This window comes from Aquimarina mycalae (genome assembly GCF_029906345.1).
Taxonomy (GTDB): domain Bacteria; phylum Bacteroidota; class Bacteroidia; order Flavobacteriales; family Flavobacteriaceae; genus Aquimarina.
In genome coordinates, this window is the sequence record NZ_JARYGY010000003.1 from 21,262 (window position 1) to 43,078 (window position 21,817).

Genomic DNA, 21,817 nt, shown 5'->3' on the forward strand with positions numbered 1-21,817 from the left:
CTGTGATTATGTGGTCTTCCAGAAAACTTATTTTCTTAAACTATTGATAAAGATATATTCAATCTCAAATCAATAATCGTAAATTATGCCAATAAAAAATCACACATGAAAACATCTTATAAATTATTAGCGATAGCATTACTAATATCAACTATAGTATTTGCTCAAAAAAAGAATCCCATTATAGAGGGAATGATCAAAGAAGCTAATGAAAACTCTAAACTAGAATCTTTAGCTCATGAGCTTACAGATGTTATAGGTCCTCGTTTGGTGGGGACTCCTCAAATGAAAAAGGCGAATGATTGGGCAGTTGCCAAATATAAAGATTGGGGAATTAGTGCAAGAAATGAAAAATGGGGCGAATGGCGTGGATGGGAACGTGGTATTACTCATATAGATATGATATCTCCTCGTGTTCAAAGTTTACGAGGAACACAACTTGCTTGGAATCCTAGCACTTCAGAAGAAGGTGTTACTGCTGAGCTAATCGTACTTCCAACAAATGTAAAGGATTCATTGGGTTTTGATGCATGGTTGACTAAGGTGAAAGGAAAGATTGTACTTATCTCAATGTTACAACCTACAGGACGTCCTGATTATAACTGGGAGGAATTTGCTACAGAAACATCATTTGCAAAAATGAAAGATGCTCGTGATGCTCAAGTTAAAGCTTGGCGAGAAAACATGAGAATTACAGGTTATAACCGAAGGACTTTACCCATAGCATTAGAAAAAGCTGGTGCGGCTGGTATTGTCACTTCTAATTGGTCAAGAGGATTTGGAGTAAATAAGATTTTTAGTGCTCGCACAAAGAAGATTCCCACTGTTGATCTTGAATTAGAAGATTATGGGATGTTATATAGATTGGTGAAATCTGATCAAAAACCAAAAATCAATATTGTAGCAGAATCCAAAGAATTAGGAATTGTACCAACCTTTAATACAATTGCTGAAATTAAAGGGACAGAAAAACCTAATGAATATGTTATACTTTCTGCTCATTTTGATTCTTGGGATGGCGGAACTGGTGCTACTGATAATGGTACAGGTACTATAATTATGATGGAAGCTATGCGTCTATTAAAAAAGTTCTATCCTAACCCTAAACGTACCATCCTTGTTGGACATTGGGGTAGCGAAGAACAAGGTTTAAATGGATCCAGAGCTTTTGTAGAGGACCATCCAGATATTGTGGCAGGTGTACAGGCATCTTTTAATCAAGATAATGGTACTGGTCGTGTTGTACGACTATCTGGAGGTGGGTTTCTTCATTCGTATGATTATCTAAGCAGATGGTTGGCTGCAGTTCCTAAGGAAATTACACAACATATAGAAACTACTTTTCCTGGAACTCCTGCTAGAGGTGGTTCTGATTATGCTTCTTTTCAAGCTGCAGGAGCACCAGCATTTAGTTTAAGCTCACTTAACTGGTCCTATTGGAATTATACATGGCATACGAATCGAGATACTTATGATAAGATAATTTTTGATGATGTTCGTAATAATGCTATTCTTACCGCCATACTAACCTATATGGCTAGCGAAGATCCTGAAAAAACATCTCGAATTAAAAGCGTGTTACCAGTTAATTCTAGAACTGGAGAACAAAGAAAATGGCCTACACCAAGATCACCGAATCGTAAAGGAGGAATAAATTAATTTTTATAGTTTATACTTATTAATAAAAAACAGGCTGTATAATCGTAAACAGCCTGTTTTTTTATTTCGTATGTGCATATTAATTAGTACATCTCAGGTTTACCAAGTGTAATAATATTATTTTCCTTTTTCTTATCGATTAACAGATGTTTAGGGTCAATACATACCTTCGTAGGTTCTTGATCTAATATGATTTCTAATGATGTAAATTGACTTGATATTTTATGTTTTTTAAAATATATTAAATCCTCCTTTCCTTCAATGTTTTCTGCATATACTCCTACCTCAATCCAATCATTTATGGCTACTGGTTTTTCTGATTTTAGACCATCAATACGATATTTCATTATATCTAAACCCAGTTCTATTTTATACTTATTAGCTTTTGTTTTTGTATAAGACGCTTCATTAATTTTGCCTTCATATAAGGTAACAGTTTCGAATAAATCTGTAATCAGATATTGTAAACTATCAGGTGTTACTTCTCTAAAGTATGGTAGTAAATCTTTAGTGGTCGCGTATCTATCGGTTTTTGTTTTTTTAAGGCCTTTAAAACTATCCCAATCATTAATAAACCTTTTTAATGCAATATTTACACTATCTTCTGAAACATACTGTTGCAAAGCGTACATATTGATTACTCCTTTATCATAATAAACATAATCTTGACCAGATTCTACTAAGTATAACGGCATTTCCTTAATTTTTTCATTAGCTCGTCCTTTTAAATAATTATCAAGGCTAGTTCTTAAAAACTGCTGCACTTTTTCCTGAGGATACTCTTCTTTTAATACCATTAATGCAGCATATTGTGCTAAGGTTTCAGAAAGCATTGCCTTTCCTTGTACATTAGCTGGGTTTACTTGATGTCCCCACCATTGATGGGCCATTTCATGTGCCGTTACATAAAAAGCCATATCCACATCCTTTGTATCATCAATATCCATGATAAATCCAATACTTTCTGAGAATGGAACCGTATTGGGGAATGATTGAGCACGACTTTTGTAGCTGGGAGATTCAACAATCCGCATTTGTTTATATTGATATGGGCTAAAATGTTTCCCAAAATAGTCAAAGGATTTTTTCATGCCATTCATCATTCTATCTAGATTATATTCGTGTCCTTTATGATAATAGATTTCAAGATCTATCGCACTACTAGTTCCTTGTTCTTTTGATATCCATTGATCTTTCATTACTTGATATTCTGCGGATATTATCGAATAGAAATTAGACATCTGTGTGTCCATTTTATAATGAAAATAGGAACGGTTACCTTCCTCCCATTCTTTTTGTAAATATCCAGGTGCTAAGGCAATTTGATTCTTAGCTGTCCCTAAGATAATTTCAAAATTAATCTCTTCACCATCTCCAGAAGACAATCCTTCAAGAATAGCCTTAGGATCGTTTATGTTGGCTCTTCTCAATCTTGGTTCTAAACCATAAGATTCTCTTTGAGAATTATCTTCTAACTCAATATATTCATTGTATCCGATTGTTGGTAGGTAAAAATTATTAAAAAAGGTTCCATTATATATGATATTGGTATTTGAATTTTCTATAAACCCTTTAGTTGTATGAGTTTGTCTGAATTCCATTTTAAGAGCATCACCTGGTTTTAAGGGTTGATGAAGCTCATATATATAATATCCATAGAGTTGATGTTGATTATTTACATTCGCACCTTTTTCAATATTCAAATATTCTATTTCCACCCGATCATTGGGTGTTTTTTGGATATGGATTTCTTTAATAGCCGTATCATTAGTGTTCTTTAACATAAAATATCCTTCTGCAGTATAATTTCTTTCATATGGATATAATTCTATCTTTAAATTAACATCTACTATTTTGGGCTGTAAGATTTGATCGTACTTTTTTAATGTTTTTTCATAAGTTACTCTATGTGCTATTTGAGTTGAGATAGTTGAATAATCATTTAGAATATTTGTATTGTAGAATATGTAACATCCAGATAATACAAAAACTGAAACGATAGCTATACCGAATCGTATTAATGGTTTTGTGAATCTTAATTTACTTGATTTCCAACGTCTTTTTATATTAGACTCCGTTCCTCTTACAGAGAAAATGATTGCTACGATAAATAGTATTGTGCAAAACGCAATCCAATAAATTTTAAACCAAATATATGGTTCCCAAAAATGACCATATCCATTCATATCCGAATAGGTTCCTAAACTGGCTCCGCCTAAATTGTATAGCCCGTGATCATATCCAAGTACTTGTAATCCAATGGTCGTACAGAACGTAAAAATTAAAGCTGCAATATGTGATAAAAACTTATGATTCATTACTGTTTGAAAGAAAAAACAGATCATCGAAAAAAGAAAAAGAAATGGAAGTATTTCAACGAAAAAGAAACTGAAATATAACCCCAATTCAAATTCATAATATCCTTTAGAAATTTGAAAAAAGATTCCCGTTATGATCATAAGAACCATCAAAACGCTATAAGAAAGTATAAGAGCTATTAATTTACTCGTCAAATACACACTATCTGAAACTGGCAAAGCATCATAAATCAAACTTAGTTTTGCACCTCTTTCTTTCCATACTAACTCTCCAGAGTAAAATATGATGATCAATAAGAAAAATAAAATTGTGTTTTCTAATAATTCTCCAACAATGATATAGGTGGTTGGATAACTATCCACACCAAATGATGTATCTAAACTTATTGAACTGATTAGTAGGATTCCTAATGCACAAGCGGTAATTACCAAAAATGGTACTGATGTTAGAATAGATTTAAAATAAAACAATGAATGATGATATAAAAGACGCATTTTATTAAAATGTAAGGGTGTTCTATCGCCGCCATTAAGTATGGCATCTATTTCTTCAGTAGTCTTCTTCTTACTATCAATTTTAACTTTGTTATTCTTTTTTATAACACCATTTTTAATGACATTAAAATTAAATCTATAATATCCTATGATTAAAGTTATTAATCCAACAAACACCCATAATACTCTATTGTAGAATAATATACCTTCTAGAGGAACTATCATGCTGTTTCGTTCGATAACAGTCCAGTATTGAGTAACCAAACTAATTGTTTGAAATGAAAAAGGTTCTAAAAGTCCTGATAGAAATAGATTTTCTGACGCATTAGCTAATTGCATCGAGAACATATATACCATTAAGAGTAATATTCCTTGGACATAGACAACCATTAATTTTCTGCTTAAAGCACCACTTACAAAAAATATTGCTCCTCCAAAAAACAAGCTGGGAAGTATCAAAGTAATAAATGGATGAAAATAATGCCAGAAATTAAAAGCCAATAGAGCGTCCTTATTTCTCCAAGGCAAAAACTCACTCAATATCATACCTAATGGCAAGGCACAATAAATAAACAATAGTATCACAAAGGAACCTAAAAAGCGACCTAGCAAATAATCTCTTTTTTTAATAGGGTTTACAAACATTAACGATTCCATATTATGATCAAAATCTCTTAACGCCGCAACTCCCATAATCATTGAGGTTATCATCATAAAAAAAGCAGAACTTATAGTCATCGTTCTAGCGATAACGTATGGAGCATTTCTTTTGATTGGTTCTATATTTCCTTCAAAAATAAGATCTACTGCTAGCATAGAATACAACAGCAGAATGATAAAATATAGATAGGTATCATAACGTTTTACCCTATATTTAATTTCAAATTTTAATATATCGAATAGCATAATCATTGGTATTAAATGAGTATTGAAAAATTTTAAAATGTGTATGTTTAAGAATGGAAGTTTTTATCCTAGTTTTTTCCAAAAAGATTAGAAAAGTATACATGTTCCAGATCCGCTGGTATGGCTTTAAACCCATTTCCTGGGTTATTTTTGCTCAAGACCTGTATCACAGGTTTTCCTAACATAAACTTCTCAGCGATAACTGTATATTCTTTTTTATATATAGCTAGTTCAGGTTTTTCAATAGTTTTACGATATATATTACCTTCTAATTGTGCAATGGATTGTATAGGATTACCCTTCAGTAATACCTGACCTTGATTGATAATCGCCATATTGGTACATAGTTCTTTTACATCGTCTACTATATGCGTCGAAAGTATCACAACGGTATTTTCTCCTATTTCACTTAATAGATTGTAAAAACGATTTCGTTCTGCAGGATCAAGTCCCGCAGTAGGTTCATCTACAATAATAAGTTTTGGGTTAGAAAGTAAGGCTTGTGCAATACCAAATCGTTGTTTCATTCCTCCTGAATAACCTCCAAGATTTTTCTTTCTATGATCATATAAATTCGTTTTATGTAATAGTGCTTCAACAAGTGCTTTACGTTGTTTCTTATTTGACAACCCTTTAAGTATAGCTAAATGATCTAGTAAAAACGCTGCAGACACTTTTGGATATAAGCCAAACTCTTGTGGCAAGTACCCTAATACTTTTCGAATTTCATTTTTTTCTTTTAATACATCTATATTACCTAGCATTATTGAACCGTTATCTGCATCTTGTAAGGTTGCTATAGTACGCATTAGTGTTGATTTCCCTGCTCCGTTTGGTCCTAATAATCCGAACATGCCTGTAGGAATATCCAAAGAAATGTTTTGAAGTGCTTTGGTACCATTAGTATAGGTTTTGGATAAATTATCGATTACAAGATTCATAAGGTTTTTATTTTATTAATGATGAAATTATTGATGTACAGCTGTTGCCAATTGTTACTAACAAACTGTTCATTTTTTGATTGAATGATTGATTAGTCAAACGTATTAATTAGCTCTTCTATAATTAAATAATAGTGATCAATTGGTTTCAAATGAGTACACAAATAATAGCAGTAAATAGCAACTGAGTATATCCCGGATTTGACATAGTTCATACCTGATTAGATAGTGTATGTCAACTTCTTTGGTGGATCTAGTATATTTAAGTAATATTGGGTATGATGTTACAAAATGATAGATATAATCGAGTGTTTATAACACTTTGTCTCTTTGTGTTCTCTTTAATAAGTGGTTTGTTTTTAATAACACTGGATATTAGGTTTACAGGTGTATTATTCACGCTTACCTCGATTGGAGTTATAGGCTATTTACTGTTATATTGGTTTTTGTCCAAAAAAAACTATATCAAAGACCTAAACACTTTAATACGTAAGGAAACCTTGGTAGTCGCTATACTTTTAGGGGTATTTTACCTGATAGGTATGCTAGAGTCTGACCCTACTCATGGAACACTTAGTATATTATTTGGAATTTCATTTGTCTCAGTATTATGTTTCCTTTATATCAGATATCGAATTGATCAAAAAGAAGACACAGCTTTTAGAAACTGGAATACAATAAGATTAGGTTTTTGGTCATTGATGATCAACATTGCTATTGTTCTTTTTAGTGTTGTGTTTTATACATTTGAAATAAAAGCAACTAAGCAAGGGACTTTAGTGTTATTAGAAGAAGAGGATTTACTTATGGATCTTCTAATACCATTAATCTTTTTAATGCTTATTGTATTTATATTAAACTGGCTAATCAGACAGATTAAATCGATAATTAGGCTTAAAAATGAGAAAACTAAAACAGAATTACTACATCTAAAAAGCCAGGTTAATCCTCATTTCTTTTTTAATACACTTAATAATCTTTATGGATTAGTAGAAGAAGATTCTAAAAAAGCACAAGCATTGATATTAAAATTATCAGATATGATGCGATATAGTATTTATGAAGGAGAGCATGATTTTGTTACTATCAACAAAGAAGTAGCGTATCTTCAAAATTATATTGAGCTTCATAAAATGCGCTATCACAAAAAAACAGATGTGCAATTTAGCTGTAGTGTAGAAAATAAAGAATCCAAAGTAATGCCACTATTATTTATCATATTACTTGAAAATGCATTTAAACATGGTTTAGAAAATCTTAGAGAAAATGCCTATGTTCGTGTTAATTTGATTGCTAGTAATGAGGAAATAAATTTTATTGTAGAAAATAATTTTGATACAGAAGAACTAACTAAGAAGCCTGGTATAGGGTTAAAGAACTTAAGAAGAAGACTTGAGTTAGTATATCCAAAGAAACATTCTTTATCCTTTTCTGTGACACAAGATGTTTATAAAGTGCAACTAAGGTTAAAACAAGTATGATCAAATACATTATTATAGACGATGAACATATAGCACACGGTATTATCAAACGTTATTGTGACTTATTACCGAACATGAAATTAATGAAGGATTGTTATGATGCTTTAGAGGCATTTGAGTATCTGAATCTCAATGAAGTAGATTTAATTTTTTTAGACCTTAATATGCCAAAACTTAAAGGGTTTGAATTTCTGAAGACACTTCCCAACCCTCCCAAGATTATTGTTACCACCGCATATAGTGAATATGCACTAGAAGGTTATGAACTTAATATTGTAGATTATTTACTAAAGCCTTTTAGTTTCGAGCGTTTTCTAAAAGCTGTAAATAAGGCGGTAACTTCACAAACAAAAGCCGCCATTACTTCTGAAACGAACTCGAAAGTAGAAGAAAAGAGTATTTTTCTTAGAAGTAATAAAAAATATACACAAGTGCTACTTAGGGATATTAAGTATATGGAGTCTGCAGGAAACTACGCAAAAGTGGTGACAATTCATGAAACCATTACTGTAAGAGAAAAAATAACGGATTTATTGGATACATTAGCAAGTGAAGATTTTTTGCAGGTACATAAGTCATTCGCAGTAGCCAAAAAACATATAAAAAGTATTGAAGGAAATAGAATATTAATTGGAGATCATATCATACCAATTGGAACCATGTATAAAATGAATATTATACAATTATTGAAATAATTATATGCACTTGGTAATTGATTTCTATTAAAAATCATAAAGTTTATTTAAATCTATGGCTTGTCTATCGTAAGATAAAAGGTTGTGGACAATATTTTTATATATTTATATCCTCACACATTTCTTACAAACTCATGATTTTAAGAATTTCCCTTTGTTTTTCCTTACTATTTATTGGTACTTCCTGTGAATCTGATACTACAAAAAAAGATTTAAAAGATGCGTTAACCATCTATGCATCCTTTGATGAAGGTATTCAAGCTGATTTTGCTTTAGGTGATCCAAAAATGTATAGCATTCCCTCGCGTAAGGCATTAGATTCGATCCAAATTGGTTTGCATAAAAAAGATGTTAGTATCGCTAAAGAAAAAGGGCTTCATGGGGATGCATTACATTATGGCACTGATAGTAAAGGTTATATTTACTACGTAAGTAAAGATAATATTGCATATAATTCTAGTAACTGGAATGGTGCAATATCATTTTGGTTAAGTCTGGATCCTGCCACAGATTTAGAACCTGGATATTGTGACCCAATTCAAATTACTGATGTGAGTTATAATGATGCTTCGATATGGGTAGATTTCACAAAAGAAAATCCTCGCGATTTTAGATTAGGTGTTATCGGAGATAAAACATCTTGGAAAAAAAATCAAGAGATTAAGGATAATGACGATGCTGATTTTATAACTCAACTCTTACCAGTTGATAAACCACCATTTGCGAGAGGAACTTGGACTCACATACTTATAAATTTTTCTGGATTAAATACAGATCAAGGTGAAACTTCATTTTATATCAATGGAGTATTAAAAGGAGAACGAAAAGGGATCGCTGATCCGTTTACCTGGGATTTAGAAAAATCTAATATATATCTTGGATTGGGATATATTGGGTTAATGGATGAACTTTCTATCTTTAATAGAAGCCTTACCGAAAAAGAGATTACTACTTTATATACACTGGAAAACGGAGTTCATACCATTCTAAAATAAAAACTCATTTACTTCACTTACCATAAAATTAAAACTATGATGCGTTTTAAAATCGTTATTATCAGTATTACTGCATTACTACTTTTTTCTTGTAAAACAGAAACAACAGTAAAAATCAGTGATGAAGAACAAAGATGGCAAACCCATGCGCTCAATACAACTATTATTAGAGATGGTTTTGGAGTGCCACACATATACGGAAAAACAGATGCTGATGCCGTTTTTGGATTACTATATGCCCAATGTGAAGATGATTTTAATCGTGTAGAACAAAATTATATATGGGCAACAGGTCGTTTGGCTGAAGTTGAAGGTGAAAAAGCAATTTATAGTGATGTAAGAGCAAAACTATTTATGACTGAAGAAGAAGCTATTGCTAATTATGAAAGTAGTCCAGAATGGCTTAAAGAATTATGTATAGCATTTGCAGATGGTATCAATTATTATCTAAAAACACATCCAGAAGTAACTCCAAAATTACTTACTCATTTTGAACCATGGATGCCTATGTATTTTAGTGAAGGTTCTATTGGTGGTGATATAGAACGTGTTTCGACTCGAAGAATTAGCGCTATGTATGAAAAAGGGATGGAAATACCAGTTCAAGAAGAACTTATAAAGCAAAAAGAAAAAGAAATGTTAGAACCTCAAGGTTCTAATGGAATAGCAATTTCTGGGTCTCTTACGCAATCCGGTAATGCTATGTTATTGATCAATCCACATACTTCATTTTATTTTAGAGGAGAAGTTCATGTGGTAAGTGAAGAAGGATTAAATGCATATGGTGCTGTGACTTGGGGTCAGTTTTTTGTATATCAAGGATTTAATGAAAAAACTGGTTGGATGCACACTTCTACATATACAGATGTTATCGATGATTTTGTAGAAACAATTGTTACAAAAGATGGAAAACTTATGTATCAATATGGAAATGAGTTACGTCCTGTAGATCAATATGATATTACATTAAAATATAAGGATGGAGAAAGTCTAAAAGAAAAAACCTTTCCTGCATATCGTACACATCACGGCCCTATCACACATCTTAAAGATGGAAAATGGGTTGCCTCTGCTTTAATGTGGGAACCAGTAAAGGTGTTACAACAATCCTATATTCGTACGAAGCAGAATGGATATAAGGGATTTCGTGCTATGATGGATATGAGAACAAATTCTTCTAACAATACTGTATATGCAGATGCAGAAGGGAATATAGCGTATTTTCATGGGAATTTTATTCCGATACGAGATTCATCTTTTGATTATACAAATCCCGTAGATGGCAGTAACCCCAAAACAGACTGGAAAGGGTTACATACAGTGGATGAGGCTATCACTCTGTTAAACCCTGATAACGGATGGTTACAGAATTGTAATTCTACTCCTTATACAGCAGCGTTGGAGTTTAGTCCAAAAAAAGAAGATTATCCAACCTATATGTCTATTGATCGTGAGAATTTTAGAGGAGTTCATGCTATTGAGCTTTTGAAGGATAAAAAAGATTTCACTTTGGATAGCCTAATCGCATTAGAATATGATCCGTATCTTCCTGCATTTGCTGAATTAATACCAGGACTTATAGATGCTTATGATAAGATAGATAAAACCAGAGAATTACATACTAGTATTGAAATCTTACGTAATTGGGATTATAAAACTTCTAAAGAATCTAAAGCTATGACCTTAGCACATTTCTATGGAACCCATTATGCAAAAAAAGGAATACGACCAGAAGGAAAGCGGTTAAGTGATATGCAACTCCTCACCTATTTTGGTAATCAATCTCCTTTAGAAGAACGATTAAGAATTTTTAAAGAAACCTTGATTCAATTAGAAAAGGATTTTGGAGGTGTTGTGCCTTGGGGAGATGTTAATCGTTTCCAACGTATTGATGGAGCAATTAAACAACCTTTTGATGATAGCAAACCTAGTACAGCTGTTGGTTTTGCATCTGGACGTTGGGGAGCTTTAGCGGCGTATGGAGTTAGATATAACAACAATACAAAGAAAATATACGGTACCAGAGGAAATAGTTTTGTAGCTGTGGTAGAATTTGGTGATAAAGTAAAAGCTAAAACTAGTCTTGCTGGAGGACAAAGTGGTGATCCCGATTCTCCTCATTTTAGAGATCAAATACAGCCATATGTTGATGCAAATTTTAAGGATGTACATTACTATAAAGAAGATGTATTAAAACATGCTAAAAAAACCTACCATCCAGGAGATAAATAAGTTCATTTTTTAGTTTAGGAAATGCTATTTAATTGCTTAAAAATTAGTTATTTGTATTAATTAAAAAACTCTATTCAGTACAATTGTTTTTTATTATAAAAGATGTACATTTTTTATAAAATCAATCACTTTTTGTTCTGGCATTTCACATGGTTTCAATAGTTCTGAAGTAGACGTGAGATAATAATTGAGACTTATAAAATCTTTTCCTTGTAACTCCTTGGCATAAATTTTAAAAGATTTCCCGTGATTAAAAATCTCCTTAGTAATACTGTATTTAGTATTGTTGTAAATCCCTTCTGAATAACCCTCGGGAATTTTTTGTATCCAGGTTAGTAGCATTATTACGAATATAATTGTTTCAAATTAATCATATAATCAATATAGAAATATCGAAACCATCATTACACCCAGAAAAGCAATTGGAACAATAAACATCATATATATAAATGAAACTAAATTTGCCTTTACAAAGGCCGACAACCAACTACTCCTATAAAAATTTCTAAACGCAATAACCAAATAAATAATAAATGATAAATAAATAATTACTTCCAACCAATTCGGAATATCAATCAACGCATTTGCCAAAATTAGTATGCAAAATGTAGTAAAAAGAAATGTGAAGAAATAAAAACTAAATACCATATGATGGGCAAAAGTACACCTTCTCCAATAAAAGATTTTAAGAATAAAGGCAAACAGCGGTAACATTAAAAACATGGTAATAGGTATCGTATCATATAAAGTGTTTAAAATTCCTCCACCCTTTTGCTCGTAAAATTTTAATATTTGACCAAAGAATTTTTTAGTAATAGCGCTATGATCTTCAGTTAATCCCATTATCTTCAATTTCTCTTCTTTTGAAGCACCAATCTTGATTAAGGAATCTAATTCTTTTCGTTTAAAGCTAAATGATACATTAGGAGTCTTTTGTTCTGCCGCTATTACAGAATCAATAACATTAAGATCTTCTTCTGATATCTTTGCCAACACTGGATTTTGCTTGATCACTTCTTTCGCTTTCTCTAGGTTGATAGAGTCCTTTTTAAACTGTAATGAGTCTAACACAACTTCTTTATCAAAACCTTTTTTAAATGTTTGTGTTAGATTATCATTTGCTTTCCTTACACTAAATGAAAAAGCAAAAAAGAATACGACCGAAATAAAAAGATAAAATTGAGCAGGATGCAAATAAGAAAGTCTTTTGCCATCTACAAATCGACGTGCTAGAATACCAGGTTTTGTCATCAAAGGGATAAAACTTCGAAAAAAACGTGCATCTATAGAAAAGTAATTACTAATAGTAATACTAAATAATACACCAAAAGTCAGTTTATCAGCAGATTCCTGACCGCAATAAGGACAATAATCAAAGGACTGATCAAAGGATTTTTCGCAATTTTTGCATTGATTAGTTGCAGACATTCAAAATGATTTGGTTAAATGTACAAAAAGAATTTTCAATTCTAGTTGCGACTTTAGTAATGCAGTTATTAAGCGATATAGATTACCACTATAAACTGCATAATATTTCGTATTTAATCTTGAAGAAATAGTGAATAAAAACCGTGTTCTATTACCTGCGATCTCTATTTTTGCATACGCTTAACAAAAACCTACGTATTTTCTTGTATTTTTGGCGCAAATCATACAAATAATATTCACACATCTTTTATGAAAAAAGTATTTTCCGTTTTAGCAATAACGGCACTTATTGCAGCTTGTGGTACTACAAAGAATACAACAAGTCAAACACCAAAGACTCCTAAAGTAGCAAGTAATCCGCAAACGTATGCCAATACCATTACTTCTGAAGATTTAAAAACTTCCTTGTACAAATACGCCTCAGATGAATTTCAAGGTAGAGAAACAGGAGAACCAGGACAAAAGTTGGCTGTTAATTTCTTGAAAGATCATTACATTAAATATGGAATTCAAGCAGCAAAAAAAGATGGTAACTATTTTCAGGAAGTACCTCTTGATGTTATGAATACTCCAGAAGTTACTATTACTGTTAATGATAAATCTTTTAAGTATTTAGATGACATGATCTCTTTATCTGCAGGAGCTACTGGTACATTCTCTATGAATGAAGTTGTGTACGCGGGTTATGGTATTGAGGATGAAAAATATTCAAGCTATTCAGGTATTGACGTAAAAGACAAAGTGATTCTTATAAAATCTGGAGAGCCAAAAAATGATGATGGAACTTTTACAGTTACTGGTAGCTCTGATGCTTCTAAATGGTCTAATATGAGACAGCAGTTTGCTGCTAAACGCGATGCAGCTAAAGAAAAAGGTGCAAAAGCTGTGATGTTCTACTTTCCAGAAGTATATCAAATGGCAGCAGCTCAGTTTGGTAATGCATCTGGCAGAATGTCATTAGCAGGTAATACTAAAGAAGCATATTTTTTCCTTATCAATACAGATTTAGCTAAAAGTTTAGTGAATGATATTGATACTAATAATAAATCTGCAGTAGTAAATACAAACCTAACTGTAGACTATAAAAATAATTCTAAGAAAATATCTTCAGAAAACGTAGCTGCATTTATTAAGGGGTCTGAGAAACCAGATGAGATTATTGTAATTTCTGCACACCTTGATCATGAAGGTGTTAAAGACGGTAAGGTATATAATGGAGCTGATGATGATGGGTCTGGTACCGTTGCTGTTGTAGAAATTGCAGAAGCTTTTTCTAAAGCTGTTAAAGATGGTAATGGCCCTAAACGTTCTATATTATTTCTAAACGTTACTGGTGAAGAAAAAGGACTTCTTGGATCACGTTATTACACTGATGTAGACCCTATCTTCCCATTAGAAAATACTGTTGCGGATTTAAATATTGATATGATTGGAAGAATAGATCCAAAACGTAAAGAAGGAAACAGAAATTACATATACTTAATTGGTAGTGATAAATTAAGTACTGAGTTGCATAACATTTCAGAAGAAGTAAATTCTAAGTATACAAATGTAGAATTAGACTATACCTATAATGACGAAAATGATCCAAATCGTTTTTACTACAGATCTGATCATTATAATTTTGCAAAAAATAACATTCCAGTGATTTTCTATTTTAATGGAACACATGATGATTACCACCAGCCAAGTGATACTCCTGATAAAATTGAGTATGACTTATTAGAAAACAGAGCTAGATTGGTCTTTTATACAGCTTGGGAACTTGCGAATCGTGAAAACCGTATTGTTGTGGATAAAGCCGAAAAAAAATAGTATACAATTATTACAATACAAACAAAATCCTTATGATGTATTCATAAGGATTTTGTTTTATAAGGGTTTCCCCCTTAATATTATCAGTTCTTTAACCCTTGAATTATAGGTACATCGTGTATAGATTTGTGCTACACAAAAAATAAAATTATTATGGCACAATCATCTTTTCAAGTTCAGACCTATTCTTACTACAATTGGTCTTCAAGAGCTGTGGGCAAAACCAACTTAATATTAAGAGGAACAGGAGGACAAACGTGTTCTGTTTGGTTTAGAGAAGACCCTAACGCTGTACTACCAGAAGCTACTCAATCAGGTACATATTACAGTTTTTATTACCATTATAATCAGTTACAACATTTAATTGATATGCTTAGAAATGAAAGCCCAATTTATGTCTATTTTAATAATGATAATGGATTTAATAACTCGAGGATATCTACAGCTAATGAGCCTGTAGGTGAAGGAGAGTTAAGTTAGTTACACTATGTTATATTTAAAAACACCGTACTATTTATAGTATGGTGTTTTTTTTCTTATCAAATCGTCAATAATTATATTTTCTTCATTATAAAAAATGATTATTAACACTATTTTATATGGCAAGACTTAGGAGATACTGTACTAAGAATCCATTAGTATAGTATTGGGATTTATTTAACGGTGAACATACCTCTTTTTTGTTATTTTTAGAAGGTGGATCAATTTATAAATCATACGTCATGAAAACATTAATAACATTCCTCATTTCATTAATCTTATCATTTTCTGTTAGTAAAATTCAAGCAGACTCTTCTTTAAAAATAAATTTTGAAACTGGAAATCCAGAAATTACATCAATTAATAATATGACTTTTGGACCAGAAGGTATTTTATTTATTGGTGATAGTAAATCTGCTCAAATTGTAGCAATTGATGTAAGTAAGCACTCAAAAAATGATAATTCAAAAGTTAGAATTGATCTTCTGGATAAACTAATAGCGGATATGCTGGGTGCTACTATCGATCAAGTACAAATTACCGATATGGCAGTCAATCCGGAAAATAATAACATCTACCTCTCGGTACATCATAGTTCTGGAACTCCTATATTGTTTATGGTCGAAAACAAAAAACTGAAGCAGATATTTCTTGATAATGTCTCATATAGTAAAATAAGTTTATTAGATCCTGTTACAGAAGAAGCACAAGATCGTAGAGGAAGAAAGCTACGTAAATGGGCAATTGCGGATATCAAATATACCGACGGGAAAGTTTTGTTGTCTGGATTAAGTAATAAAGAGTTTGCATCTACTTTTAGGTCAGTTCATTTTCCGTTTAATAAGAAACAAGATTACAGTTCTTTAGAAATCTATCACGCTGCACATGGCGCATATGAAACCCACGCTCCTATCAAAACATTTGTTACTACTGAAATCAACGGAAACTCACATCTGGTTGCTGGTTATACTTGTACTCCGCTAGTGATTTTTCCAATGGATAATATTAAACCTGGAGAACATAATAAAGGTAGAACTGTAGCTGAATTAGGAAGTGGTAATTCTCCTGTAGATATGGTAGAAATTAAGAACGAATCAGGCCGTTATCTATTAATAGCAAACAACAACAGGCCATTAATGAAAATGGATTTTAAAGATCTCGAAACCTATCAGGGTTCACTTACTACGCCAGTAACTAAAAAAGGAGCTGCCGAAGGAGTTTATTATGTAAATCTTCCGTTTGTGAATGTACAGCAGTTAGATACATTTGGAGATAATGGTTTTCTTATGGTACAAAGAGAATCTAATGGAAATCTAGCATTAAAAACTGGAAGTAGTTGGTGGGTAAAATAAGATATGTAATCAAGATATACTAGCATCTTTACCTTCATAAAGTGAAAAATCTTTTTACAATTATAATTGTTTGTCTAGGTCTAACTCCTAAGGTGTATCCTCAAAACTCTAAGGATATTACTTTTGATTTAAATCTGGTAACTATAGCTAAGAAGCTATCGACTTCAAATAGTGTTCTAGTATATAAAGGTCAGATTTCTGAACATCAACTATCAGATGCTACTCCCATTTTAGGAAAGGTTGTAGAAAAACAAGAGTATATTCAATTCGTTCCGATGGTACCATTTGTATTGGATCAAAAGTACACACTGGTGTATGATAATATAATCGATTACTACACCATACCAATTCCTCCTAATTATCTTTATCCTCAAATTAAAGAAATATATCCTTCAGCTTCTACTCTACCTTCGAATCTTTTAAAGTGGTACGTACGATTTTCAAAACCTATTAGTGATATTCACGTATATGATCATATTAAATTCCTGAATGCTTCTGGAGATACAATATCCAGAGCTGCACTTCCATTGGAAAATGCACTTGTTTCTGATGATAGCACCTTACTAACAATTTGGATAGAACCAGGAAGACAGAAACGTGGATTGAAGCCTAATAAGAAATTGGGGGCTGTATTTGTTGTAGGTGAAACATACACCCTATTGGTCTCAAAAAGAATAAAAGATACTAAAGGAGTGTCGATGCAAGAAAATTATTCACACTCTTTTCTTATTACATCTTCAGATCGATTGAGTCCAAATGTCAAGGATTGGAAAATTAAAGCACCTGTTATGAATTCAGTTGTAGATCTGGAGATTCAATGTAATGAAGCTATGGATTATGGTAGCACTATTGACCGTATTAAAATATTCAATAGTGATCATATTGAAATTCAAGGTATTTGGGCATGTAGAGACAAGGAAACATTATTAGCTTTTACTCCAATAGATCCTTGGAAAAAAGATCATTATCAGATATTATTTGATCCTAGTATTGAGGATTTAGCTGGTAATAATCTGGAACGATTGTTTGATAGTAATATCAATAATTCATTACCCAAAAACATTTCTAGTGATTATATATTAAACTTTAATATAGAATAAAAGGCAGTTAAAACTGCCTTTTATTTATTTAGTAGGTCTATAAAATATCTCAATAGTAGTTTTGAGGCGCAAATGATTTTTTAATTTCCAGCCAGCAGTACAAAAGAATTCCTAGAAACAGGAGAAACATTATAACTTCTAACGTTTTTTAGTTTTTTCATATAATTTTCAGCTTCTATAAACGCACTTTCCATAGGACTAGTTGATGCATTTTTATTAATAGTGATTGTTTTAGAAATCACTTCACCATTCATATACTCTATCGTGATTTTCCATTTTTTTACAGAATGAAAATTCTTCGATACTGAAGCATTTTCTTCTTTGGTTTTTTTCTCTTCTTTTTTAGTCTTTTCCTTTTCATTAACAGGTGTAGTAGTAGCATATCCTAAAGAGACACAAAATAACGCAGTAACAAGTAAGAGTTTCATAATTGGTGGTTTTGATTTGTTTTGACGAATATATAAATATATTTTTATTATACAAATATATTTTTAATAAAACTTTATTTGAATATTCAAAAATTACATGTATGTTTGAATTATGGTAAATAAGAATTTAAAAAGGCTTCTTAAAAAAAGTAAAGGAGCTAAAACGGTGTATGGTATATCTAAAACATTAGGTGTTAGCCCACAAGCAGGAGATTATGTAGTTAAGCGTAAAAATCTTGCTAAAGATTTTGAAAGATTACAGAGAATTGCAGATTATATGGAAGTAGATATAAAAGACATCCTAGACATTAAATAATACCAATCCACTACCCTTTTATTATAGTATGATTAGGGTTGGTTTGTATATTGATAATTATTAGATAAAGAGTATAATCAAACTTTTATACTTATATTCACCATCAACTAACGTGTCAATATACTTTTAATGAGGTTGATTTTTATCGCTTTTATTTCCGTTCTTTTCCTATCTTCTATAAAACCAGAAACCTATGTTGGTAAATGGCGTATTGAAGGTGGATCAATAATTGAAATTTATACTGAAGGAGATATTTTTTTTGGAAAAATAGATAAACGTGCAGAACAACCAATATCTAACTTAAATGGTTTAGACAATAAAAACCCTGATCATAAGCTTAGAAATAGATCATTGTTAGGTATGGATATCCTTGAGAACTTAAGTTTTAATGATGGTGAATTATCAGGAGGTACTATCTATAATGCAGATAGCGGTAAAACGTATACAGTAAAAGTTTGGATTGATCCAGATAATGTTAATGTATGTTTTATACGAGCCTATAAGGGTATTTTATTTAAAACTTTTGAAGCAACAAGAATAAAATAGTAATTTCTACACTGTTAACTCTAAGTCATTCAACATCTTTAATTTATTACAATATTTATATGAGACTCAGAGTAATTAGTATATTTACGACTCATAATTAGCACTGTATTTTGCACCCAAAAAATATTCACAACTCGCCATATGATTTTGATGCTTTAATTAAAAGCAACAAAAAATTAGAAAGTCATATATGTATTAATCCTTATGGAAATAAAAGCATTGATTTTTCTGTAAATGAGGCTGTTCTTCAATTAAACAGAGCTATTTTAATACATCATTATAACTTATTGGATTGGGATATCCCTAAGGATTATCTGTGTCCTCCTATTCCTGGTAGAGCTGATTACATACACTACATTGCTGATCTATTATTTGAAAATGATATCAAAGATGAAATAACTGGACTTGATATTGGTGTAGGTGCTAATTGTATCTATCCCTTACTAGGAGCCCAACTATATCAATGGAAAATGGTTGGTGCTGATATCAATCCTATGGCAATTTCTACTGCAAAAAATAATGTGAATTTAACTCCTTGTTTAAAAGATAATATTGAAATACGTCACCAAACAAATAATGCTAATATTTTTGATGGTATTATTCAAAAAGGTGAATATTATCATTTTTCCATGTGTAACCCTCCTTTTCATTCTTCTGAGGAAGAGGCCACTAAAGGAACACTACGTAAGTTAAATAACGTATCATCAACCAATTCTAAAGCTACATCGTTAACACTAAATTTTGGTGGACAAGCAAACGAACTATGGTGTAATGGTGGTGAAGCATTGTTTATAAAGAGAATGATTAAACAAAGTATCAATTATAAGAACCAGGTAAATTGGTTTACATCCTTAGTTTCTAAAAAGGATAATCTTCCTAAAATTTATAAACAATTGCATAAAGCAAAAGCTATTCATAAAACTATAGAAATGTCTCAAGGTCACAAAAAAAGTAGATTTGTAGCTTGGAAATTTGAATAACACACTAAGATCAAAGGCTTATAGCCTGTAACTAAGTATTTATTCTGCAGGTCTACCATGAATTTCTTCAAACATAGTATCAAAGTTTTCTCTTAAATATGCATTAAGCTTCTTTCTGTAATCATCTTTTAACCAGGACAGGAAATTATGGGTACTTCTACTGATACACTTGGCATAACTCTGTATTCTATTATCGATATCTTCTCCTAACATTTTGGCTAATGCTAAAGCATCATAGACATCTTCACTGTTTTCAATACAGATTTTAGCATGTTGAATAATAGAGCGTTCTAATACTACTTTAGAAGACTCCCCTTTTCTAACAGATTCTTTATAGGTTTCTTTAATATCAAAGTATACTTCTTCAGAATTAGCAAATTCAGCTCTTAATTCTTCGGGCATTTCATGTTTAAACTTACTCTCAATGTCTTCATCATTAAGAAGTTTATCCATATAATAATCTGGAGAATTAAATATTTTTTGCCAATCTAAATCTGCTCCCCAAGGTCCAAAACGATGGTAATTGTTTCCTAAATCTATAACATTAAACGAAGATTTGTTCTTTAAAATACGAGAACCACGACCAATCATTTGATAGTACAGTGTTAATGATTTTGTCGCACGATTTAAGATAATTGTATCTACAGTTGGTTCATCAAAACCAGTAGTTAAGATACTTACAGAAGTTAAAATAGCATTTGGAGTTTCTTTAAACCATTGTAAAATCTGTTTACGTTGTTTCTTTGTTGCGGTATTATCCAAATGTGCAATAGGATATCCTGCAGATCTAAATGTATCATACACATGTAAAGATGTATTAATACCATTATTAAAAATCAATGTTTTTTTACCCTTAGAATGTTTCTCATATGCCTGCAATAATTGACCAAGCATCATACTATTAGTGTACAAATCTTCTGAAGATTTCACTGTATAATCTCCATTAGATCCTACCTCTAGTGAGGTCAATCCCATATTATATGCAAAAACCTCTGCACGTGCTAAAAATTCATTTTCGATTAAGGATTCGATAGATTCACCAACGATTAACTCATTGTAGTTATCTTTCATTGGCAACTTAATGTTCGAACTTAATGGTGTTGCAGTTACTCCCAAAATAAAAGACCTTTCGAAAAATTTAAAAAGTTTAGTAAAAGAATTATAATGTGCTTCATCAATAATTACCAAACCAATATCAGAAATATCTAATTTATCTTCATTTAATCTATTATTTAAGGTTTCGACCATTGCAACAAAACAACTATACTTTTCCTGATCATCAAGATTAGCTTTACTGTCTACAACTTTATTATCAACACCAAATCCTGTAAGCATATTAGAAGTTTGCTTACATAGTTCTATTCGGTGAGTCATCACCAATACTTTTTTATTATGATGTTTAAGGTATTGTCGTACTATTTCAGAAAAAATCACTGTTTTACCACCACCAGTTGGTAACTGATATAAAAGATGATAATCTTCAGGAGCATCTTCAAAGCTTTTAAAAATTTTATTAATAGCTCCTTTCTGGTAGCTATATAAATCTTTTCCTTTCCTTCTTTCTTCTGTTTCTGTAGTTGATTCCGACATATTTTCTGATTTCTAGGGCTGCAAAACTAGTTCCTTTTATGGATTTTTGCAGAATATTTA

Annotated in this window: 18 protein-coding genes; 12 read left to right on the plus strand and 6 right to left on the minus strand. The window is 31.5% G+C overall.

Annotated features, from left to right (window positions below; genetic code table 11):
• The first annotated feature begins 105 nt into the window (after positions 1-105).
• Positions 106-1,659, plus strand: coding sequence for a M20/M25/M40 family metallo-hydrolase (locus QBK95_RS07860; protein WP_280932340.1), 1,554 nt, complete (start codon positions 106-108; stop codon positions 1,657-1,659).
• A gap of 83 nt (positions 1,660-1,742) precedes the next feature.
• Here QBK95_RS07860 and QBK95_RS07865 read toward each other — a convergent pair whose 3' ends face one another.
• Together QBK95_RS07865 and QBK95_RS07870 are read right to left on the minus strand one after the other, a co-directional pair.
• Positions 1,743-5,378, minus strand: coding sequence for an ABC transporter permease/M1 family aminopeptidase (locus tag QBK95_RS07865; protein ID WP_280932342.1), 3,636 nt, complete (start codon positions 5,376-5,378; stop codon positions 1,743-1,745).
• A 68-nt stretch (positions 5,379-5,446) separates the two neighbouring features.
• Positions 5,447-6,319 carry an ABC transporter ATP-binding protein gene (locus QBK95_RS07870; protein ID WP_280932344.1) on the minus strand — a complete coding sequence of 291 codons (873 nt, stop codon included), beginning with the start codon at positions 6,317-6,319 and terminating at the stop codon, positions 5,447-5,449.
• Positions 6,320-6,597: 278 nt separating this feature from the next.
• On the opposite strand from QBK95_RS07870, the gene QBK95_RS07875 reads away from it, so the two are divergent.
• The 4 genes from QBK95_RS07875 (at position 6,598) to QBK95_RS07890 (ending at position 11,722) form a co-directional block, all read left to right on the plus strand.
• On the plus strand, positions 6,598-7,800 hold the full coding sequence (locus QBK95_RS07875) for a sensor histidine kinase (RefSeq protein WP_280932346.1): 1,203 nt from the start codon (positions 6,598-6,600) through the stop codon (positions 7,798-7,800).
• A complete protein-coding gene (locus QBK95_RS07880; RefSeq protein WP_280932347.1) occupies positions 7,797-8,495 on the plus strand; it encodes a LytR/AlgR family response regulator transcription factor in 699 nt (232 codons plus the stop codon). Before QBK95_RS07875 ends, QBK95_RS07880 begins: the two co-directional genes overlap by 4 nt.
• A gap of 134 nt (positions 8,496-8,629) precedes the next feature.
• Positions 8,630-9,490 (plus strand): LamG-like jellyroll fold domain-containing protein, encoded by an 861-nt coding sequence (locus QBK95_RS07885; RefSeq protein WP_280932349.1) that lies wholly within the window; start codon positions 8,630-8,632, stop codon positions 9,488-9,490.
• Between the two features lie 39 nt (positions 9,491-9,529).
• Positions 9,530-11,722: an acylase gene (locus tag QBK95_RS07890; protein WP_445012624.1), complete on the plus strand. Its 2,193-nt coding sequence runs from the start codon at positions 9,530-9,532 to the stop codon at positions 11,720-11,722.
• 93 nt (positions 11,723-11,815) lie between these two features.
• Here QBK95_RS07890 and QBK95_RS07895 read toward each other — a convergent pair whose 3' ends face one another.
• Positions 11,816-12,064, minus strand: a complete 249-nt coding sequence (locus QBK95_RS07895; protein WP_280932353.1) for a peptide methionine sulfoxide reductase — start codon at positions 12,062-12,064, stop codon at positions 11,816-11,818.
• A gap of 36 nt (positions 12,065-12,100) precedes the next feature.
• Positions 12,101-13,150 (minus strand): DUF3667 domain-containing protein, encoded by a 1,050-nt coding sequence (locus tag QBK95_RS07900; RefSeq protein WP_280932355.1) that lies wholly within the window; start codon positions 13,148-13,150, stop codon positions 12,101-12,103.
• 249 nt (positions 13,151-13,399) lie between these two features.
• Here QBK95_RS07900 and QBK95_RS07905 point away from each other — a divergent pair, with 249 nt between their 5' ends.
• From QBK95_RS07905 to QBK95_RS07920, 4 genes are all read left to right on the plus strand, one after another.
• The gene (locus QBK95_RS07905; RefSeq protein WP_280932357.1) at positions 13,400-14,965 is read left to right on the plus strand and encodes a M28 family peptidase; all 1,566 of its coding nucleotides are present in this window, start codon (positions 13,400-13,402) and stop codon (positions 14,963-14,965) included.
• 153 nt (positions 14,966-15,118) lie between these two features.
• Positions 15,119-15,445, plus strand: coding sequence for a hypothetical protein (locus tag QBK95_RS07910; protein WP_280932360.1), 327 nt, complete (start codon positions 15,119-15,121; stop codon positions 15,443-15,445).
• Between the two features lie 242 nt (positions 15,446-15,687).
• Entirely contained in the window at positions 15,688-16,797 is a 1,110-nt protein-coding gene (locus tag QBK95_RS07915) for a hypothetical protein (RefSeq protein WP_280932362.1), read from the plus strand.
• A gap of 41 nt (positions 16,798-16,838) precedes the next feature.
• Entirely contained in the window at positions 16,839-17,897 is a 1,059-nt protein-coding gene (locus tag QBK95_RS07920; protein WP_280932364.1) for an Ig-like domain-containing domain, read from the plus strand.
• Positions 17,898-17,977: 80 nt separating this feature from the next.
• Here the strand turns inward: QBK95_RS07920 and QBK95_RS07925 are convergent, their stop codons facing one another.
• Positions 17,978-18,325 carry a hypothetical protein gene (locus QBK95_RS07925; RefSeq protein WP_280932365.1) on the minus strand — a complete coding sequence of 116 codons (348 nt, stop codon included), beginning with the start codon at positions 18,323-18,325 and terminating at the stop codon, positions 17,978-17,980.
• A 112-nt stretch (positions 18,326-18,437) separates the two neighbouring features.
• On the opposite strand from QBK95_RS07925, the gene QBK95_RS07930 reads away from it, so the two are divergent.
• From QBK95_RS07930 to rlmF, 3 genes are all read left to right on the plus strand, one after another.
• Positions 18,438-18,641, plus strand: coding sequence for a hypothetical protein (locus QBK95_RS07930; RefSeq protein ID WP_280932367.1), 204 nt, complete (start codon positions 18,438-18,440; stop codon positions 18,639-18,641).
• Positions 18,642-18,770: 129 nt separating this feature from the next.
• Entirely contained in the window at positions 18,771-19,187 is a 417-nt protein-coding gene (locus QBK95_RS07935; RefSeq protein WP_280932368.1) for a DUF2147 domain-containing protein, read from the plus strand.
• A 110-nt stretch (positions 19,188-19,297) separates the two neighbouring features.
• Positions 19,298-20,167: a 23S rRNA (adenine(1618)-N(6))-methyltransferase RlmF gene (rlmF, locus tag QBK95_RS07940; protein ID WP_280932369.1), complete on the plus strand. Its 870-nt coding sequence runs from the start codon at positions 19,298-19,300 to the stop codon at positions 20,165-20,167.
• Between the two features lie 39 nt (positions 20,168-20,206).
• On the opposite strand, the gene QBK95_RS07945 is transcribed toward rlmF, so the two are convergent.
• A complete protein-coding gene (locus tag QBK95_RS07945; protein ID WP_280932371.1) occupies positions 20,207-21,757 on the minus strand; it encodes a DEAD/DEAH box helicase in 1,551 nt (516 codons plus the stop codon).
• Positions 21,758-21,817: the final 60 nt, after the last annotated feature.

Excerpts from the sequence above, each read along its gene's own strand:
- QBK95_RS07860 (WP_280932340.1), top strand. The coding sequence starts at position 106 with ATGAAAACATCTTATAAATTATTAGCGATAGCATTACTAATATCAACT.
- QBK95_RS07865 (WP_280932342.1), bottom strand. The coding sequence starts at position 5,378 with ATGCTATTCGATATATTAAAATTTGAAATTAAATATAGGGTAAAACGT.
- QBK95_RS07870 (WP_280932344.1), bottom strand. The coding sequence starts at position 6,319 with ATGAATCTTGTAATCGATAATTTATCCAAAACCTATACTAATGGTACC.
- QBK95_RS07875 (WP_280932346.1), top strand. The coding sequence starts at position 6,598 with ATGATGTTACAAAATGATAGATATAATCGAGTGTTTATAACACTTTGT.
- QBK95_RS07880 (WP_280932347.1), top strand. The coding sequence starts at position 7,797 with ATGATCAAATACATTATTATAGACGATGAACATATAGCACACGGTATT.
- QBK95_RS07885 (WP_280932349.1), top strand. The coding sequence starts at position 8,630 with ATGATTTTAAGAATTTCCCTTTGTTTTTCCTTACTATTTATTGGTACT.
- QBK95_RS07890 (WP_445012624.1), top strand. The coding sequence starts at position 9,530 with ATGCGTTTTAAAATCGTTATTATCAGTATTACTGCATTACTACTTTTT.
- QBK95_RS07895 (WP_280932353.1), bottom strand. The coding sequence starts at position 12,064 with ATGCTACTAACCTGGATACAAAAAATTCCCGAGGGTTATTCAGAAGGG.
- QBK95_RS07900 (WP_280932355.1), bottom strand. The coding sequence starts at position 13,150 with ATGTCTGCAACTAATCAATGCAAAAATTGCGAAAAATCCTTTGATCAG.
- QBK95_RS07905 (WP_280932357.1), top strand. The coding sequence starts at position 13,400 with ATGAAAAAAGTATTTTCCGTTTTAGCAATAACGGCACTTATTGCAGCT.
- QBK95_RS07910 (WP_280932360.1), top strand. The coding sequence starts at position 15,119 with ATGGCACAATCATCTTTTCAAGTTCAGACCTATTCTTACTACAATTGG.
- QBK95_RS07915 (WP_280932362.1), top strand. The coding sequence starts at position 15,688 with ATGAAAACATTAATAACATTCCTCATTTCATTAATCTTATCATTTTCT.
- QBK95_RS07925 (WP_280932365.1), bottom strand. The coding sequence starts at position 18,325 with ATGAAACTCTTACTTGTTACTGCGTTATTTTGTGTCTCTTTAGGATAT.
- QBK95_RS07930 (WP_280932367.1), top strand. The coding sequence starts at position 18,438 with ATGGTAAATAAGAATTTAAAAAGGCTTCTTAAAAAAAGTAAAGGAGCT.
- QBK95_RS07935 (WP_280932368.1), top strand. The coding sequence starts at position 18,771 with ATGAGGTTGATTTTTATCGCTTTTATTTCCGTTCTTTTCCTATCTTCT.
- QBK95_RS07945 (WP_280932371.1), bottom strand. The coding sequence starts at position 21,757 with ATGTCGGAATCAACTACAGAAACAGAAGAAAGAAGGAAAGGAAAAGAT.